The sequence below is a fragment of the Flavobacterium ginsenosidimutans genome, assembly GCF_037478105.1.
Classification (GTDB): Bacteria; Bacteroidota; Bacteroidia; order Flavobacteriales; family Flavobacteriaceae; genus Flavobacterium; species Flavobacterium ginsenosidimutans.
On sequence record NZ_CP147988.1, the window covers coordinates 918,617 to 937,854 of the forward strand.

Sequence of the window (19,238 nt, forward strand, 5' to 3'; positions counted from 1 at the left end):
ATTAATCCAACTATATTTTATCCTAACCCAATACTATATTATCTTAAATTAAACATTTTAACAGTTTTATAGAATAATTCAAACATCTACACACTTATAAAGACGCGTAAACTTCATTGTCAATTATTTAGACCTCTTATCGAAATTTGGCTGTCAAGTAAGAAAAAAAATCACTATTTTTAACTAACCTTCATTTTTTCATTATGACCGATAAATCACAACTCTTAAGTTCCATTTTCAGACATCTTGATGGCTTGGTTACTGCTCCTGTAGCAATAGCACTTAAAAATAAATCTGTATTAGAATTTATTTTAGACAAAAAGCAAACGCAATTATCTGAGCTTACAACTGTTTTTCATGCCAATGAAGGCTATCTAAATATAGCTTTAAGAATTTTGGCTTCTCAAGGCTTTTTAGATTATAATGTTGATAATAAAACACAGATAATTACAATTGCTATAAACGAGAAAACCGAAACCGCTTTTTCACTGTTTCATCTGTACGAAGATGTCGTTACATTACTGCAATTGTCTATACATTTTCATCCGCGTTTGTTTGAAGATACGCCATTTGAAAAGCTCAATGCGATTTTTGAAAAATATAAAAAGAGATACGGACTTGAACCTTCGACCGATCCTTTGAAAAATAGTATTCAGGAACAGATTTTAAAACATATTGAAGGTTACCTGATTGGGCCAACTATTGTGCGTTTGGCGATGAACGGAATGTTTCATAAATATTTTATGGAAACTTCTTTCAGTCCCGAAGAGTTTCATAAATCACCAGAAAATTTTAAAAAAATATTAGACTTTTTTGTGCATCTAGGCTGGTTTCTGGAAAAAAAAGGAAATTATCAATTTACCGAAGCTGGTTTGTTTTTTGCCAAAAGAGCGAGTGCTTATGGCGTTACGGTTTCTTATTTGCCAACATTTGCTAAAATCGAAGAATTAATTTTTGGCAATCCAAATGTATTGCAAACCACTGAAGGTGAAAACGAAATTCATGTCGATCGTGAAATGAATGTTTGGGGAAGCGGCGGCGCTCACGACACTTATTTTAAAGTTGTGGATGAAATTCTCATAAAACTTTTTAATCTTCCTATTGAAGAACAGCCAAAAGGAATTCTCGATATGGGATGTGGAAATGGCGCTTTCCTCCAGCATATTTTTGAAGTAATCGACAGACAGACTTTAAGAGGAAAAATGCTCGATGAATACCCTTTATTTTTAGTTGGCGCTGATTACAATCAGACGGCTTTGAAAGTAACCAGAGCTAATCTTATAAACGCAGATATTTGGGCAAAAGTAATTTGGGGAGATATTGGCCGTCCTGATTTACTTGCTAATGATCTGAAAGAAAATTATAATATTGACCTAAAAGATCTTTTGAATGTAAGGACTTTTTTAGATCATAATAGAATTTGGCAAGAGCCGAAAAATGCTAACGAAAAGAGAGTCAGCACCTCAACTGGTGCATTTGCTTACAGAGGAAAAAGAATTAGCAATAATCTGGTTGAAGACAATCTTTTGGAACATTTACAAAAATGGTCGCCGTATGTGCGTAAATTTGGCTTGCTTTTAATCGAACTTCATACCATAGATCCAAAACTTACTGCCAGTAATTTAGGCAAAACTCCAGCAACAGCTTACGATGCTACTCACGGTTTTTCTGATCAGTTTATTGTTGAAATTGATGTTTTTAATGCTATTGCAGCAGAAGCGGGATTATTCCCAGATCAATCTATTTTCAAGCGATTTCCCGATGCTGATACTGCAACAGTAAGTATTAATTTGTTGAAGGGGAAATAATTTTTGAAATATTATTAGTTGACAAAAGCAACTAATTTTATATATTTGTATCTCAACAATACAATATTTCAAACCATGAATACCACAACTTCAAAAATTAGAAGTTTTAATAGATTTTATACGGCGCATTTAGATATCTTAAGTCAGCATTATTTAGACAGCGAATATTCTTTAACCGAAATACGAATTCTATATGAAATCAGCGAAAGCAAAATAATAACCGCTCAGAAAATCACCGAAATTTTAAATCTAGACAAAGGATATTTAAGCCGAATTTTAAAACGTTTTTTAAAAGAAAACTTAATTGTAAAAGTCGCTTCCGCAGAAGATAAACGCGCTTTTAACATCAAACTGACCGATTCTGGAAATGAATTATTAAGTATTTTAAATGCTAAATCTGAAAACAAGATCGAAGGTAAAATTGAAAAACTAAACAATTCTGAAAAAGAAATTTTAGTCGATTCGATGAATACTGTTAGAAATCTGCTTACAGAAAATAAGATAGCTCGAGAAGATATTACTTATCGTCATAATATTACTCCTGGCGATATTGGCTACATTATTTATTTACACGGATTTATCTACGGAAACGAATCGAATTTTTCAAATGATTTTGAGAAATACGTGATCAAGACTTTTTACGATTTCTTAGAAAAATATTCCCCAGAAAAAGACCGAATCTGGATGGCAGAATACAATAACAAAATTGTGGGATGCGTTGCAATTGTGCATCAACCTAATGAAGAAGCGCAATTAAGATGGTTTCTTCTAGATCCCGCTTTTAGAGGTCTCGGAATTGGTAAAAAACTCTTAACCGATGCCATTGATTTTTGCAGAGAAAAGAAATTTAAAAACGTTTTTCTGCTTACCACAAGTTTACAAGACAAAGCGCTTCAAATGTATAAAATGATGGGATTCGAACTTACAAAATCTGAAGAAGTTCAGGAATGGGGAAAAACGTTTTATGAGGAGCGTTATGATTTGAAACTTTTCAAATAGAATTACATCTTTGATGCAGTCTCACACGTTCCTACCAAATAAGAATAGATTTAAAAATATGAAAATGCTTTAGCCAAAACTTCAAAAGTTTAGCTAAAGCATTTTTCATAATCCTCTTTTTATTTAAAAATAAGTCTGAGATTTATTAAAACAATTTACATCATAGTATTAATACGAATACTAGCTTTTATAAGAGCCAATGCTGATATTTTTGACACATGAATATCTTTTGGCTGATGATGCGAATTCTGACTTACTAATTTCACATAATCTTGCCCTTGATCAGATTTCTGAACGTATTTTACAGTGATGTATTCTTCCCAGTCATTCAGTTTAACACTTAGAAGATACATTTCGCCAAAAAAGATATTTTCAAATTCTGTTTCCTTATAAAGAATAATGTCTCCCGATTTCAATAAAGGATACATACTATCTCCTGTTACAGAAATTGCTCCATCGCATTTTGGAAGATTTGGAATTTTTATTGTATCCAAAATTCTTTGCGGTTCTCCACTGCTAAAGAGCTCTCTTAAACCCGCAACCGCCTCTAAATCATATAAAGGTATTTCTTGATTTGCATGAAGCGAATCGACTGTTTTTCTATCACTATTCATAACCATAACACTAGTATTTTCTTCTTTAATCATAGGTCCGTTTCCTGTTAACAGCCACTCTGAACTTAGGTCTGGATAATAGTGTAATATTTTACATGCCTTATCTGTTCCCATATTACTGCTATTGTCTAAAAATTTATTAGAAAACCCTAGATCATTACAAAACTTATACTTAGTAATCCCTTTATAATCAAGATATTCCCGCACTCTTTCCGTTGACCCCATAAAAAGATGTATTATTTTACGTTAAAAATTTGTTTTAATGTATTATTTTACATTATATTTGCAAAGTAAAGAAAAATAAAATTGAAAAACAATAGGTTAAGCCAGAAAATATTGAGCAAAGATAAAATCAAACAATTTTAAATAACACACAAACAATTGATTTACAAAGACTAAAACAACAAATATTCACAAAAAGAAAAATACTACCCTAAAAGACAAAAAGAATGGAAAATACTACGATTTAAAAACAGCCCTTCTTAAAGAATCTGAAAACAATAAAATATCATTAAATCTTTAATCCAAATTAAAATGGGAACAAATCAAATCAAAGAAAAAATTCGGGAACTGGAAAATTGGCTTATTGAAAATCCAAATAGTCCTGAAAGAAGTTTAATCGAATCTGACATTAAAAAATTAAAAAATCAATTAGAGAAAAATTATGAATAAAACACAAATCGAAGAACGTATCGCATTATTATATCTGGCACTACAATATTGTTCAGAAAGAAGCAAAACTTTTACAGCCGGAGAAAGAATCTGCATCAATCAGGAACGTTTTCAATGGATGCATATACTGGATGATGAAACTGCCTCTCCTCGTCCTGTTCCGTCAAATATTGAAAGTAAAATAAACGAGGTTTCGAAACTTGCTTTACACCATAATTTCAAACCTTATTATGCAGATCCATTTAAAGAAGAAATATTAATTTACTAAAAGCCAATTATTATGAACACTACAACTGCAAACAATTTTAAACCTGTTATGGACTTAACTCAATTTTCTGCCCAACAATTAAAAGAAGCGCTCCAGCGAGTTGAAAACAAGAAGAATGAAGAAAGAGATGCTTATAAAAAACTAGTAGCAGAAACGATTCCAAAAGCACTTTCTAGATTACAGGAAACTTCTGAAATGATGCAGAATGCAAAAACGGAAACTTTTAGACTGTTTGAAACTATTCTGGACTTAAAAAATCAAGTTTACGGATTTAAAGAAAAACAAATGTCACACACTTTTTCTAATGACAAAGAAGAAATTACGATTGGATACCGCATTAACGAAGGTTGGGATGATACCGTAACTATTGGAATCGAAAAAGTGCAGAATTATATTTCTTCTCTTTCTACTAGTAAAGAAACTGCTTCGTTAGTCAAAATTGTTTTCAATTTATTAAAAAAAGATGCCAAAGGAAATCTAAAAGGTTCTAGAGTTTTGGAACTTCAAAAACTGACAAAAGAATTTAATAATGAAGAGTTTACAGATGGTGTAGAGATTATTGCTTCGGCTTTTAAACCTGTACGTTCAAGCTGGTTTATTGAAGCTTGCCGAATTGATGAAAATGGTGTAAGAACCAATATTCCGCTATCGATGTCTTCTGTAGATTTTTTACAAGGATATGCTTTTGATTTCTTTAATCAGCAAAACGAACAAAATCATGCAGCTTAATCACGACATTTATTTATCACTGTTATTAACGATTCTGTTAATTCTAACCAATTTAAAACCCATCCTTTTATTTAGAGAATGGTTTTATTTCAAATTAAAAACAACTTTTAAACAATACCTGAATGAGCGTAAAAATAAAGCCAATTACAGATCATGAAAGCTACAAAGTAAACGAACACACTATCTTTAAAGACAGACTCGGAAATTGGAATTGCAGTAACGACTTATCCAAAAAAGAACGTCTGGCTTTTAATCGGTATGAAAGTATTTTGATTCAAAATCCGAGATTCAAAAAACACACAACAGCCACTTATAAAGGCTAAAACGACCTCCAAACCTGCAGCCGAAAAAAGCAGGTAAATAAAAATGGTTCCTGTTTCTTCTTCTTTATGAAGAGAATCAGGAACCGATAAACGGGCGATTTCTGCCCTTATAATAAACAGCCAAAACTCATTCTTTCTATTGGAATCCAAACCTAAAAAGGTTTTGGAAACAGGATTGTCATGCGGGGTTTGCTGACCTAAATTGTTAAATAAATCTTTAACAAATACAACCTCAGAACGAGGTTCAATATAAAAATGGCATCGGGAAGTAAAAACCATTTATTAAATATGATCAAATGGTTTGGCTGTCTTAAATATGATGTCTTTATAATTCAAACTATTAACTCTTTTTCAAACTTCGTTCTTCTTAAAATTCTTTTTTTCTATCATTCAAAATATTATCTCTCATGCCTATATCTTCAAACAGAAGTCTCGGAATTCAAAAAAATAAATTAATGCGTTACAAACTCATTAAAGAACTGTATCAAAAGCACAAAACGGAAGATATTCCAACTACTGTTGTGTGGCGTAAATACGTCTACCCAGTATATCCAATTTCGAGAACTACTTTGTATGAAATTCTCTGTACACCTATCACATCTGAACTAAAAAAAATTGAAGAACTTATGAGCAATCAGGAAAGGTCTTCTTAATACATATAAAAGAAAAAAATCATTCTTTTTTTATCTTCAAAAGCATCCTTTTTGTGATGCAAAGATGAGCCATTTACTTCATCTAAAACGACTTCTGTTCGCTTTCCTTACAACTCTGTAAAGCCCTAGAATACAAATGTTCGCAGACCTTGCAATCATTTTTTTTAGGGCTTTTTTCACCCAATCTTTGCAATCTCAAAAGGAAACAACCGCGCTCAAAAACTAGAAAAAAATCTAGTTAAGCTTCCTCTCTAAAACAACGCTAAAGTTGTTTTTTGAACAAATCATTTTTAAACCCAACATTCAACTTTAAACACATTCAATGGAGCAGTTTTTATACCCCACTCTAACCGCATTTTTTGCCGCTTTTATTACTTGGTTTTTCTCTATGCGAAAATCACTCGCAGAAGACCGCGCAGCCGAACTCGACAATGCCGTAAGCGCAGTAAAATATTACCGTGATCTTCTGGACGACATTACCGCACGGCTTACCGCTGCCACAGAAACCATAAAAAAAATGGAAATACAGCACAAAGAACTCATGCTGATCAACCAGCAATTGGTTGACGAATTACAAAAATTTAAACAATTAAACGGAAAAAGCTCATGACACTAGCTCAAAAAACTATCGAAATTGCTACGGCACAGATTGGTGTCGAAGAAATGCCAAGAAATAGTAACGCAGGCCCCGAAGTAGAAATTTATTTAAGAAGCGTCGGACTTGGTAAAGGATACGCCTGGTGCATGGCTTTTATTTACTGGTGCGCACAGAAAGCTTCTCTTCAGATTAACGAAAAAAATCCTTTGAAGAAAACGGGAGGTGTTTTAGATCAATACAATTCGAGACCTCTTTTGGTAAAAAAAACACCTCAGCCTGGAGATGTTTTCATTATGGATTTTAATAACGGTACTGGTCACGCTGGATTTGTCGAAAAGATTGCCGGAAATACAATTTATACCATTGAAGGAAACACCAACGATTCTGGAGGTCGAGAAGGCTATAAAGTAGCCAGAAGAAAACGCGATATCAAAAGCATTAAAGGCTTTTTACGACTCTAAAACCAAAACTTATAAACCCAATTTAATTATGACTAAAAAACTAAAATGTCTTGTTTTCTCTCTTTTCATTATCCTGATTATGATTTCCTGCCGAAGTTCGAAACCTGTGCAAAATGAAAACAAAACCCAGACCATTACCATTACCGAAACTTTACACGATACAGTTTTTAAAATTGCTAAAGACAGCAGTTCTTACAATGCATTATTAGAATGCCTTAACGGAAAAGTAGTTCTTAAAAATGTTATTCAGGCCGAACCAGGGCGTAGATTAAAAAGCCCAAAGGTTCGACTTGATAACAATAAACTTCAAGTAGACTGCAACCTGAAAGAACAGGAACTCTACGCGCATTGGAAATCGAAACAGGTTAAAGATGTCCAAGAAAAAACGATTACGATTACTGAGTTTACCAACTATCTCACTTTTTGGCAAAAAGTACAGATTTGGCTTGGGAGATTGCTACTTCTTATTCTCCTCTTTTTACTTGGAAGATTCATCTACAGCATCTATAAACCTGAATGGTTTAAATAAAAACTTTTATAAATAACACTTAAAATATGTCCGCAAAATCCCATTTTTTTATAGAGTCGGGAGGTTTTCCCGCGCAGTTGTCAGGTCAGGGCTTTGGACCTCAATCTGAAACTGTTTTCAACCTGACTTCTAGATTTTCTTTAGACGCACCCAAAAAAACCTTTTCGATTTGCAAAGGAGTTGTTTTGGTTCAGCCTCAAACTGGTAATCCTAATAAAGTGAATCTAATTCTTCGTCCTTACAAACAGCCATTTCCTGGGTTGAATATCAAATATTTTGTTTACAGAGGTTTACAGAAAAGTGATTTTTTTACAACTGATTCCGAGCCATTAATTATTACAAAAAGCAGTTCAACTTCTGACTTTATTAATAAGATAAACGACGATTTTAAAGCTTTTCATGAAGGACGTGTAAAAAAAGAGGGCGAAACAGTCACGCCTATTCCTGTTCCCCCTTTCACCGCTAAGTTTATTGGCTATGAAAAAGAAAAAGAGGATGACGATAATGATGGAACTTTATTAATCCCCCTTTCTGACTTCTTTTTTAAAGAATCAAAATTTGTCGCAGCCGGTGATACTTTTGATGAAAAAGACGATTTCGAATTACCCCTAATCGATATTGGAAAATCGTTAGGAAACTTTGCACAAGGCGAATGCGGAATTGATGTTGTTCTAAATTACGGCGATTACAAATATGATTTTGACAATACTGAGTTTGCTTTCAATTTAGAATATGCTCGCAAACCTTTCGCAGAAATTACAGTAAATGGAGATACGCCTTTTAAACAAAAATTGCAGCGCGAGCAAAGCATTCAATTTATTGATATTGCTGCTTTTTATGGCTCTCATGTTGAAAATGGAGTTGTTACAGCAACTGCTTCTGGAGTTCAAACCGAGAAAAAAGGAACGGCTATTTTCAATGAGCTGCTTAATAAATTTTGGACGAAAAACAATTGGTACGTTTACATTCAAAGTGATCGTACTCGCAGTTATGATTTTTATGGAAATTATAAAATTGGTGAAGGTCCTGAAAACCTAAAAACAGGATTGTTGAAAGACACAGCAACCAATGAAGTTCCTATGACTGCTATTACGTATGGAAATTCTGGATGGCCCGTTTTAATTAATACACAAAACCAAGCCAATACGGTTACTACCAATGATCTGTATCTGCAATTTCCGACAGACAACAATAACAATACTGCCTTTTACGGACAGCTTGCCAAAGTTGCCAATGCACAAAAAGACAATTTTATTAATGCAGATGGTTTACGACTGCCTCCTGATGAAGAAGGAAATTATAGTGAATTAACCTCTACAGTGCAATTAACTACTCCAGCTGTTGCAGGCGAAAACATTGCTGCATTAAGTCTTTTGATTTATCAGGGAAAAGTCAATATGTACACGGCTGGAACAACACAAGACGAAAATGGAGATTTGGTGATTTTATACAGACAAGCCAACTTTTTCGACAATGTTTTCAGTTTAATCAAGACTAAACCTTTATTAAAATTAGGCACTGACGAAAATTATTCCAGAATGACTTCTGAAAAACTGAATCTCATTAATGAGTTTTATGATAAAAAACAGCAGGGAATTTCTATTGCACAAACAGTAACGGTTAACGATATCATTGAAACCGGAATTGAAGAGAAACCTTTTGTTGAACGTGTAACCTATCTTACAGAAGCGGCAGACGTCATGAACAATGCTGTTTCTGCAACTGGAAACACTACTCCAGATACTAAAACTACAGCTTCTGCCAGTGGTGCAGTAACCAAAAGTAAAACCTATCAGCTTCCTGATCCTTATTACTACAATTTAAAACTATTTACAGACAGTACACAAACTATTACAGGACTAGAATTAAAAACACTTGATGGCTCTACACCCAATAAAATCATCCTAGGATTAACTAAAGAGGAAAATGAAATTATAAAAGATTTGATTTCTAGTGATATGAAAAATCCTCGGCTGTTTTTGATTGATCTTTTTGAAGATGAAAATGAATTGATTTCTCCTGAAGATATTAAATATCAAAAATACAAAGTTGCTATTGTGGCTGAAAATGCTGAAGGCAACAACGAATTGAAGGAACAACTAGAGAATCCTGTTTTTGTTTATTCATTGGATAGGAGATATCATTTTAGTAAAGGCCATAGTGAATATGTAACGACACCCGATAAACTTTTTAAACAAATTATTGACTTAACTCTTTAGAATACATGAAAGATTTAGTAGTACTGGCTAATGGGGATATTGTTTACTTATCAAGTATAAGTGAAGATGAAATTTTTGATCCCCTAAATAATGATTTATTATTTTTTAACAACGGTAGGGTTAGGCGATTTAAAAAGAATGGAATTGCTTACATGGCAATTTTTGACGAAAACACTAATAAATTTGATAGTTATAGGTCGGAAATTAATTTTTGGAACCATAACAAACCTAATAAAAGCAGAACAGATACAACAACTACTTATGAAGCACTGGGACATCGATTTTTAATTTGGGACGTATTACCTGGAAATGCTAAAAAGGGAGATAATGTAATTCTAGCTCATAAAAAAATTACTGTAAATGGAGATAAACTTGAAACAAACATCTTATATAGATCTATTCCTTATGAAAAGGCGCATCCACTACGTGCACAAATTTCCTTAAATAGTAATCATCCAAATTTTAGCGAATACAAAATCTCAGAAATCGCAACACAAGAAGTTATAGAGCGATTAGTCCCTTACTACAATTTCATTATAAATAAACAATTTCTCGCCGTTAATAATCAATTGAGAGATCTTACAGGGTATGAACATGATATTTTAATAGATATAATTCAAGTTTTCGATTGGATTTTTACCCAAAATGGTTTCTTAAATCATTTAAGCACTTTGAAATTAATTGAACCTTTTAATCAAGTGATTAATTTATCCACTCGTTATAATCAAGATTATGGAGTCATTGATCCAAAATATCACTTATTATATAACGATGAATATTTTGCTAGATTAAGATTAGGTTTAATCGAATTCAAATATTGGCTAATTCAATATTCAGATGACTATACAAAAATTAATGCAAATGATTTAGTTGTTTACATAGTTAACTTATTTGATCCTGTCGAATTAAGCTATTTATCTTATGAAACAAAAATTAATCTCTTAGATAAAATCTTGAGGGACAATTTCTGGATTATTGGCAACTGGGGTTTTAATAAATTAAATGATGAAGAAGCAATACTAAAAATAATAAAATGCATTGCAAAAGAGCTACCTCTAGAAAATCTTAATTATTCAGAGATTGATAAATTTATGGATCTTCTCAATAAAATTTTTGATTACAATAAAAAACTGACATTATACGAAGTATTATATGATAGAATAAACGATACCACTTTCTTTAATGATGACGGTAGAGGAAATAAAGGACGACTAGTAAAAGCAATTTATAATTTATGGACAGAAAGTAAATTTAATCCACAGCATTCAAAAACAGAAATCGCACAAAATGCACTAAACTATTTTAATTATACTTCATATAATTGCCGTTGGCAGTTTGATTCCGATGATCCATCAATTATTTTTCCTATTTTAGATGAAGATGCGGCTCCAATGTTGATCAACTATGAATCCGAAAAAATTCTATTATGGTATAAGGATAATTTTAATTTTAGTTTTTATGACAACAAAATTTTAGCGCAAGAAAAGATTAAAGACTATGGTTATCAACCTTTTGGAGTCTATAATATTTTTCAACCTATTGCTTTAAAAATAACGAATGCCGATGATACAATTATTAGAATGCCGGCTAAAGGAATTACTGAAGGCGCTAGTATCACAGATTTTATTGATAATTGTTTTCCCGTATTTTATCTCCAATATTTAGATGATTTAGGAGACAAAAGTGACACTAAAGAAACCATTTCTACTATTGTAGATGTAGTGTTAACTTTTTCAGGTGTAGGAAACATTGCAAAACTAAGGCATATTAAAGATTTATCTTTATTAAGAAAATTTTTGATAGCTGGTGAGTTATCTGCAATTGAAAGCGTTGCGCTGGCTAGGGCATGGAGCGGGTTAACATCTGGATTCCAAGCAATAATGGGAGTGGCTAGTTTTGTACACCGCTACACAACAGCTAGTTGTACTATTTACTATGATAATGAACAAAATCCACCAAATATTAATGATCCTCAATATCAAAAATATCAACTATGTCGATCCATTGAGATGTGGCTATTTGCTTTGGAAATACTCTCATTATCTGGAGATTTACTCGCCAGAAGGGCTTTTAAAAGGGCAACTAAAAGATTACAACAAAGTATTCCTCCTGACAACGAATACAATGAATTAAGAACAGCTGTAAACTCTTTAGATGAAATCGACAGCATGTTTCTTGAATGGTTAAATTCTATTCATATTTCACATCCGAATGTATATAATAAATTAATTACATTTACGGATCAAGAGAAGAAGTTTGCTTTTATGTTTGACTTTCAAGGAAGACCTAGTGCTTTAGATGAACTAGAAGCAGCCCCTCATTTAATTGAAGAAGCATGGTTAGAAATAGCGCATTTAATTACACATCGTAATAATGTAAAATTTTTAAAATCTTTTCATTTTATAGATAAGGACATTAGATGCGAAAGATTAAGAGAACACTTATTTCAAGGACATACTTATCCTTCGGGTAATGTTGGAGGATGGCATCACATTGAAGGCAACGTAAATTCTAACAATTTCGGAAGAATTGATAATATTATTGATGCATCAGATTCAAGAGGTTATTTTACCGCTAATGTCTCAATAAAAGATACTAATGGCAATTGGATTCCTAAAAGAGATGGCGGAGGTAATTTAATTAATAATGATATGTTTCCAAGGAACTGGTCAAGACAAGAACTAATCGAAAACATTTCTGTTGCATATACAAATAAAGTTTTCAATGGCACTGGTAATCAATATAGAGGCCTTATGAGTGATGGAAAAACAGTAATTATTTGCATTAATGGTAATGCAAATGTAATTGATCAAACAACAAATATTAAAACGTTGTGGCCACGAAGATAATTTTATAAAACAAACCATATGAGTATATTAAATAACTATAAAGTACAACTTACGAATAGACCAGGTTTTAACAAACAAATATTCACTATTAATACATGGCTCTCAGCTTACATTAACGATCACTATTATTTGGAAGAAGCCGAAAGACTACTAAATGGTAATATAAACAAAGTTCTGTCTGACAAAATAGTAAAAGGTGGAGGCCAAACCCAGAGTTTATATTTTGCTGAAATTTATAAAAACGAAACAAAAATATATAAAGATTTAGAAGCATGGGAACTTAATAACAATATACAACCTGATTTTGTTCTTCCAACCGCTGATTTTAAGATAATTGTTGAAGCTTGGCGAGATTTTTTAAAAAACTAGTAACATACCCCCCGCTGACTCAAGTGTCACGCTCGTGAACGCAAAGTAATCCCCCGCTGGCGCGAGCGTCCCACTCGTGAACGCAAAGTATTTCTTACATTAGCTCAAAAATAATAAATGAGCAGAAAATACAAATTTGGAGATAAAACTGGAGCTTACTTTATAAGTTTTGCTACGGTATTTTGGATAGATGTTTTTACAAGAGAAGAATATTTTGGGAACATTGTAGAATCATTAGATTACTGCAGAAAGAACAAGGGAATGGAGATTTATGGTTATTGTATCATGCCTAGTCATATTCATTTAATTTTCAGATCTGAAAATGGAGATCCTTCTGGCCTTACTAGAGATTTTAAAGGTTTTACCTCTAGAAAAATGCTCAAAGCAATTGAAGAAAATCCGCAAGAAAGCAGAAAAGAATGGATGCTGTGGATGTTTGAAAGAGCCGGAAAGAAAAACAGCAATGTAAAATGCAAGAGACAAACTATATGAAATGGGCTGAACTTAAAGGAGAAAAAGTACAATGGGCAAAAGATGAGATAAGAAGTATGAAACGTTTTTTCAAATCAAGAAATTATATCCCAAAAGAAAAAATAATCTCTGTCAATGGTAGCAAAGTCGAAAATTTGGGAGGACATTTAAAAAAATTTCCCCAAGAATTTAAAACAGATATAAGTCTCAAAATGCTCGGATTTGATGATGTCAGCCCAGCAATATTATATTAAAATAAATAAAATTATGAGCACAGTAATTTACATTAAAAATTATGATGACGAACAAATATCTCATCAATCCGATAGCGCGGATTTGCAACCCGATCGTGCAGATTTACCTCAGCAACGATAGCGCGGATTTGCAAACCGATCGCGCGGATTTGCAATCCGTGCCCGCAAAGATTGATGAGTACTCTTTGAAAAAATGTCCGCATAGATTTAGCTCCGCAACCATAGCGCAGATTTACCTCCGCAACGATCGCGCGGATTTGTAATCCGTGCCCACAAAGTAATTCCTTCAAAACCCCACAAATAAAAAGTGAAACTTTCCACTATACTTTTTATTTTTGTAGGAAAAAAGAACGTGTCGACAAAATACAAAGCAACAACAACTGAGGAAGCATATTTTATAACTGTAACTGCTGTAGGATGGATAGATATATTTACAAGACTAAATCAGAAAAACATTCTAATAAGTGCTTTAAAGTATTGTCAGGAGAATAAAGGTTTAGAAATTTATGCCTATTGTATTATGAGCAGCCATATTCATTTGCTCTGCAAAGGAACGAATGGTTTTGTATTATCCGATATTATTAGAGATTTTAAAAAATTTACATCAAAAAAAATAATACAGACTATAATAGATGAACCTGAAAGCAGAAGAGAATGGATGTTGGAATATTTTCAAAAATCATGTGAACATTTAAAAAAGAACCAGACTTATAAAGTATGGCAAAATGGCTATCATGCAGAACATATTTACAGCAATAAATTTATCAAGCAAAAAATAGATTACATCCATAACAATCCCGTAAAAGATAAAACTGTTAGTTCATCTGAAGATTATTATTTTAGTTCGGCAAGGAATTATTCAGGCTTAGAGAATGATTTAGATGTTGTTTTGTTAGATCTGTTTTGAAAAAAATCTATTCCGTTCTAGAAAACATCAACAACAATTGATTTTTTTTGATTTGCATTGTGTCCAATCTTTGCGGGCACGGATTGCAAATCCGCGCTAACGATTGAGAGTAAATCTGCGCGATCGGGTAGTTACTGCAGCAGAATATGCTTTGATTGATGCCGCAGGAACAATTGGTATGCCCGCTGAAATAAAATCGGTAATGCAAACACTTCTTGGAGATAAGGTTAACGACGTAATTTCTTTTGAAACAAAATTATCAACTTTACCTCAACTTGAAGCAACTAATGTTATAATTACTCGATATACAAGCTATAGTGATGACCTTAAACGAGCTTTCTATAGAGATTTTGGTGAAATAGAAAATTCGGAAGCTAAATTTTGGAATTCTCTAAACAAAACTAGTACACTTGATAATTGGGAAGAGCTAAAACAACTTGATGTATTAGAAAGAAATGAAATATCAGTTGTTTCAAGTACAGCCAGAACTAAAGCATATAAAAATTACTATAGCGAAGATTTTTCAAGATGGCATTTAGAAAGGGCTAGAATTAACAACAGACTACACTTTATGGATAATCTTGGAAACGAAGAAGGCATCTTTTTTGATGTGCTTGTTAACAACCAAAAAAAAATACCAGAATATCTTGCTGTTGATGCTGCAAAAAAATTACTGCTGAAAAATAATAAAGATTTTTGGTTGATAAATGATTATAGTTATGAATATATAAATTCGTTTAAACTAGAAGTCAACAAAGCTATAAATGTAAATAAAAACTCTGAACTTTTTATTAATCCAATAGATGAGCTAAAAGCCATTGAAAAACTTAAAAGTAATCAAGGATTTACAATGGGTGATTTCATTGAAAAACCTATGAGAATTTACTTAAATAATTTAATTTCGAAAAATGAAGATGTAATGTACAGTGTTGATATTTTATTCAAAAAAACGAATGGTACGGATTTTAAACCATCTATTTATTTGGATATTGATGCAATAGTAATTGATAACGTCACAAACAAAATTAAAACTCCATATAGTGCCAAACTTGATATTGGTAAAACGTTCAAAAGTACAGGGAGTAATAGATATGATGATGCAGAAAAATTAGAATTTTTCAGAAATTTACCTGAAAATATAGATGATGCGAAATTATACATTTTAGGCCAAGAAAAAAAAGTATGGAAAGATGTATCTAAACCACATGATATGAATCAAATATCTTTTATAGAAATAAAATATCTTGATAAATTTGGTAAATCAAAGACAATGTCATTATCAGATTTCAAACAAAAATTAAAATCAACTCCTTATTCTAGAAATGATTTTACAGAAATAAACCCTTCTACATTCAATACGACAAAAGAGGAACTATATAAAAGCCTATACAACAGAATAATAACAGATTAAAACGATAAAAAAATTATGGCATTAGATATTAGATACATTATTGGAAATACAGATACTTATTTTAGAAGAGATGAATTAAATGTTTTATTGTTTTATGCAAAGAATATAAATTTTAATTTAGGAGCGAAACTTTATTTTTTATTAGAAAAAGAAACAGTTTTTAGATTAAACAATCATATTAGTATAGGTAATTTAAACTCTTTTGATGATATGCCAGCACATTTTGATATAAGTCACATTCAAGAAAGTATTCAATTTATTACGAATCAAATTATACCTTCATTACAAAATGAATCATTAAGTATGTGGAAGAAATATGGTGGATTCGATAGTTTAAAAATTGAAGTTAATAACGGAAATAGAAATAATTGGACTTCAAATTTAAGTGTTGACCATGAATATGTCCCTGAGGATATAGATTACTATATTGATATGGCAGTAGAAATAAAAGAACTTTTACAGGAATCTTTAAATCAAAATACTCCAATTATGGTAGTTTATGAAGATTAATTTTAACCCGATCGCACAGATTTGCTCCGCAACGATATCCCGATCGCGCGGATTTATCTCAGCAACGATCGCGCGAATTTGCAATCCGTGCCCGCAAAGATTGATTTGATCTCTTCGCTGGCACGATCGTCCCACTCGTGAACGTAAAATAAAACAACAACTCAAAGACAAAAATCTTTGAGTTGTTTTAAAATCAAAAGAGAAAATCAAATCTCTTAAACTCCAAAAAATTACATTTTAAAAAACTCAGGAAACTTAAAACCATAAGTTTCCCTAATCTATTATTGGCTATATCGAAGCCAGTACACAAACCTATTTCTTTATTTTACAGCTCTGTAAAATAAAACCCTATTGTGACGCCACTAACACAATTTTTAAACATTCAGGATTACTTGCAATCATCCAAAATCAACAACTGTTTGTAAGTACTACATATATCTGAATGAATTACGGTAATCCCCTATAAGCCCGATTAAAAGCCTGTAAATTATTAAAAACCCGTAAAAATTAATTAAAAATGAGTACAAATCACAACAGAATCAGAGTGGCGGACTTAGAAAAAAATCAGCCAAACAAAATTTTAAAAACAAATCAGAATGGTGAATTAGAGTTTAGTGATGTAAACAATCTTCAAGCCGAAAGTTATAATGCCTTAGATTGTACAACAGAAGGAAAATCTTTAGATGCTAGACAAGGGAAAGTCTTAAAGGATATGATTGATAACAACATTAGTAATCTTGCTTCCAAGGAAGACATTTCAAATAAATCAACAAGCATTAGCACTGATTCTTCAAGCAAAACAAAATATCCAAGCGTAAAGGCAGTATTTGACTGGGTACTTGAAAATTTTAGATTAAAGGGACAAAACATAACACAAGCAACAAATGCTACCTATACTTTACAGCTTAACGATATAAATGAGACCATAGTATTTAATTCTGATCTTCCATTTACTTTTATAATTCCTACTCAAGAAAATGTTGAGTTTAAAACAGGACATACTGTTAGATTTATTCAAACAGGCAACGGAACAGTCACTGTTGCTGGCGAAGGAATAAACTTTATTAGCAATCAGTCTCTTACTTCTATGAAAGGAGAAACAAGAACATTGACTAGAATTTATAAAGATGCATGGTCAGTTGAAGGTCAAGTAAGTTTTGAAAAAGATATAAAATTAAAAAGCTACCCTTCAATAAGAAATGATGGAAAATTATCTACAAACAAAGTTTTAAGTACTGATGAAAATGGGAACTTGAAACTTTATACAATAGATGTTTCAGGTAATGATATAAATGCCTCTTTAATCAACAATTTAGTTACAGGAGGAACAGATAAGGCTCTAACAGCCGAAATGGGAAAAACTTTAGAAAATACAAAACTCACAGCATCAATTGCAAGTGATTCTGAAACGCAAAGTACCACATCAGTTGCAGAGGACAACAAAGTTGTAAGTCGTTCTAAGCTTTTCAATTGGTGGCAGTGGGTTAAGTCTCAAACACAAACAATTTCTGGAGCTTGGAATTTTACTAATAAAGTTACATTTGCCGCCGGAACAATTGCAACCCCTCCTTTAATTATACCTAAGGGAACATTAACTACCACTCCTGTCAATGGTGCGATAGAAAGTGACGATGCTGGTATATATTACTGTTTAAAAGGTATTCGACGTAATTTAATAACAGAATATATAATCAACTATTATGATATAAATTCTTTACCAGTTTATATCTGGGGAAATGGTTCTATCGGCAAACAAACGACGATAACAAATATTGTTAGCAATCAAAAACTGTTCAACAATGGTAATTTACAAAAAGATGTTTATGAAATATCTCTTTTGGCGGTTCAAAGTCGTTGGCATTCTGAAGTAACTAATGCAAAAATTGAACTTCAAATTAATATTTCAAATTCTTCACAACCATCAACCTGGTATACTATTTCAAGTTTTGAAGAATCAGTATCAAACTTGCCTAATGGAGGAATTCCATTCTCTGTAAATCATAAATCTACAATCGCGGTTCAGGTATTTAGAGACAAACATATTTATATAACTGGTCTTAAAAGTAGTTACTCAAGCGAATCTTCGTCACGATCTAGAACAGAAAATTTAAAATTAGCCATTGATGATCTATTAAAACAAGATATGTTAGTTTCTTTTAGAATATTAACAACTTTGGATATTAATTCGAACGCTACCTATCAAATCTTTAATACTGATTATAGCTTATTTCAGCTTATTAGAAAATAGTACATCTACAATTAAGATAATTATATAATTACAATAAACCAATTTAAGAAAAACATTTAAATCAATATTCCTTTACTTCTAATAACAGTTCTTTATAGTTTATTTATCACGTCTCCCAAAGTGATATCTTGATATCATCCACTCTCTTTACAACCCTGTAAAGCCCCAGAACACCCATGTTAAACCACTAAGCAGCTCTTTTTTAAGCTCCTTTTTTAGGCTCATCTTTACACTGTCAGAAGAAAAAAAGAGAATAAAAACCTCTTAAAAAACACAGTCTTTTGAAAAAATACTAGGCGAATAAATTGTTCAAACTGCTTAGAAAAATCCCTAAAAAAAAAATATG

Annotated in this window: 20 protein-coding genes and 1 pseudogene; 19 read left to right on the forward strand and 2 right to left on the reverse strand. The window is 32.0% G+C overall.

The window, feature by feature from the left end:
- The first annotated feature begins 203 nt into the window (after positions 1 to 203).
- Together V6624_RS04245 and V6624_RS04250 are read left to right on the forward strand one after the other, a co-directional pair.
- Entirely contained in the window at positions 204 to 1,808 is a 1,605-nt protein-coding gene (locus V6624_RS04245; protein WP_111287824.1) for a class I SAM-dependent methyltransferase, read from the forward strand.
- A gap of 75 nt (positions 1,809 to 1,883) precedes the next feature.
- Positions 1,884 to 2,807 carry a bifunctional helix-turn-helix transcriptional regulator/GNAT family N-acetyltransferase gene (locus tag V6624_RS04250; protein WP_111287826.1) on the forward strand — a complete coding sequence of 308 codons (924 nt, stop codon included), beginning with the start codon at positions 1,884 to 1,886 and terminating at the stop codon, positions 2,805 to 2,807.
- Between the two features lie 155 nt (positions 2,808 to 2,962).
- Here V6624_RS04250 and V6624_RS04255 read toward each other — a convergent pair whose 3' ends face one another.
- Positions 2,963 to 3,646: a S24 family peptidase gene (locus tag V6624_RS04255; protein WP_233074110.1), complete on the reverse strand. Its 684-nt coding sequence runs from the start codon at positions 3,644 to 3,646 to the stop codon at positions 2,963 to 2,965.
- Positions 3,647 to 3,955: 309 nt separating this feature from the next.
- Between V6624_RS04255 and V6624_RS04260 the strand changes: the two genes are divergently transcribed.
- The 13 genes and pseudogenes from V6624_RS04260 (at position 3,956) to V6624_RS04320 (ending at position 13,816) form a co-directional block, all read left to right on the forward strand.
- A complete protein-coding gene (locus V6624_RS04260) occupies positions 3,956 to 4,093 on the forward strand; it encodes a hypothetical protein (protein ID WP_162614974.1) in 138 nt (45 codons plus the stop codon).
- Positions 4,086 to 4,361 (forward strand): hypothetical protein, encoded by a 276-nt coding sequence (locus V6624_RS04265; RefSeq protein ID WP_111287828.1) that lies wholly within the window; start codon positions 4,086 to 4,088, stop codon positions 4,359 to 4,361. Before V6624_RS04260 ends, V6624_RS04265 begins: the two co-directional genes overlap by 8 nt.
- 12 nt (positions 4,362 to 4,373) lie before the next feature.
- Entirely contained in the window at positions 4,374 to 5,090 is a 717-nt protein-coding gene (locus V6624_RS04270; protein WP_111287830.1) for a DUF3164 family protein, read from the forward strand.
- Positions 5,091 to 5,212: 122 nt separating this feature from the next.
- Positions 5,213 to 5,413, forward strand: a complete 201-nt coding sequence (locus V6624_RS04275) for a hypothetical protein (RefSeq protein ID WP_162614975.1) — start codon at positions 5,213 to 5,215, stop codon at positions 5,411 to 5,413.
- Positions 5,414 to 5,820: 407 nt separating this feature from the next.
- Complete coding sequence (locus tag V6624_RS04280) at positions 5,821 to 6,066, forward strand: hypothetical protein (protein WP_057119678.1); 246 nt, start codon at positions 5,821 to 5,823, stop codon at positions 6,064 to 6,066.
- 322 nt (positions 6,067 to 6,388) lie between these two features.
- Positions 6,389 to 6,676 carry a methyl-accepting chemotaxis protein gene (locus V6624_RS04285; protein WP_095931269.1) on the forward strand — a complete coding sequence of 96 codons (288 nt, stop codon included), beginning with the start codon at positions 6,389 to 6,391 and terminating at the stop codon, positions 6,674 to 6,676.
- Complete coding sequence (locus V6624_RS04290) at positions 6,673 to 7,125, forward strand: CHAP domain-containing protein (RefSeq protein ID WP_111287834.1); 453 nt, start codon at positions 6,673 to 6,675, stop codon at positions 7,123 to 7,125. Before V6624_RS04285 ends, V6624_RS04290 begins: the two co-directional genes overlap by 4 nt.
- A 28-nt stretch (positions 7,126 to 7,153) precedes the next feature.
- A complete protein-coding gene (locus V6624_RS04295; RefSeq protein ID WP_162614976.1) occupies positions 7,154 to 7,654 on the forward strand; it encodes a hypothetical protein in 501 nt (166 codons plus the stop codon).
- 26 nt (positions 7,655 to 7,680) lie between these two features.
- On the forward strand, positions 7,681 to 9,873 hold the full coding sequence (locus V6624_RS04300) for a hypothetical protein (protein ID WP_338840973.1): 2,193 nt from the start codon (positions 7,681 to 7,683) through the stop codon (positions 9,871 to 9,873).
- 5 nt (positions 9,874 to 9,878) lie between these two features.
- A complete protein-coding gene (locus V6624_RS04305; RefSeq protein ID WP_338840974.1) occupies positions 9,879 to 12,722 on the forward strand; it encodes an EndoU domain-containing protein in 2,844 nt (947 codons plus the stop codon).
- An 18-nt stretch (positions 12,723 to 12,740) separates the two neighbouring features.
- Positions 12,741 to 13,091 (forward strand): hypothetical protein, encoded by a 351-nt coding sequence (locus tag V6624_RS04310; RefSeq protein ID WP_338840975.1) that lies wholly within the window; start codon positions 12,741 to 12,743, stop codon positions 13,089 to 13,091.
- A gap of 117 nt (positions 13,092 to 13,208) precedes the next feature.
- Positions 13,209 to 13,562, forward strand: a pseudogene (locus V6624_RS04315) (transposase); the annotation flags it as partial.
- A 17-nt stretch (positions 13,563 to 13,579) separates the two neighbouring features.
- On the forward strand, positions 13,580 to 13,816 hold the full coding sequence (locus V6624_RS04320) for a hypothetical protein (RefSeq protein WP_338840976.1): 237 nt from the start codon (positions 13,580 to 13,582) through the stop codon (positions 13,814 to 13,816).
- A gap of 32 nt (positions 13,817 to 13,848) precedes the next feature.
- On the opposite strand, the gene V6624_RS04325 is transcribed toward V6624_RS04320, so the two are convergent.
- Positions 13,849 to 14,106, reverse strand: a complete 258-nt coding sequence (locus tag V6624_RS04325; protein ID WP_338840977.1) for a hypothetical protein — start codon at positions 14,104 to 14,106, stop codon at positions 13,849 to 13,851.
- A gap of 62 nt (positions 14,107 to 14,168) precedes the next feature.
- On the opposite strand from V6624_RS04325, the gene V6624_RS04330 reads away from it, so the two are divergent.
- From V6624_RS04330 to V6624_RS04345, 4 genes are all read left to right on the forward strand, one after another.
- On the forward strand, positions 14,169 to 14,723 hold the full coding sequence (locus V6624_RS04330) for an REP-associated tyrosine transposase (protein WP_111287848.1): 555 nt from the start codon (positions 14,169 to 14,171) through the stop codon (positions 14,721 to 14,723).
- Positions 14,724 to 14,826: 103 nt separating this feature from the next.
- On the forward strand, positions 14,827 to 16,134 hold the full coding sequence (locus V6624_RS04335; RefSeq protein ID WP_338840979.1) for a hypothetical protein: 1,308 nt from the start codon (positions 14,827 to 14,829) through the stop codon (positions 16,132 to 16,134).
- 15 nt (positions 16,135 to 16,149) lie between these two features.
- Positions 16,150 to 16,644: a hypothetical protein gene (locus V6624_RS04340; RefSeq protein ID WP_111287852.1), complete on the forward strand. Its 495-nt coding sequence runs from the start codon at positions 16,150 to 16,152 to the stop codon at positions 16,642 to 16,644.
- A gap of 517 nt (positions 16,645 to 17,161) precedes the next feature.
- Positions 17,162 to 18,892 carry a hypothetical protein gene (locus V6624_RS04345; protein ID WP_111287854.1) on the forward strand — a complete coding sequence of 577 codons (1,731 nt, stop codon included), beginning with the start codon at positions 17,162 to 17,164 and terminating at the stop codon, positions 18,890 to 18,892.
- The last annotated feature ends 346 nt before the right edge of the window (positions 18,893 to 19,238 follow it).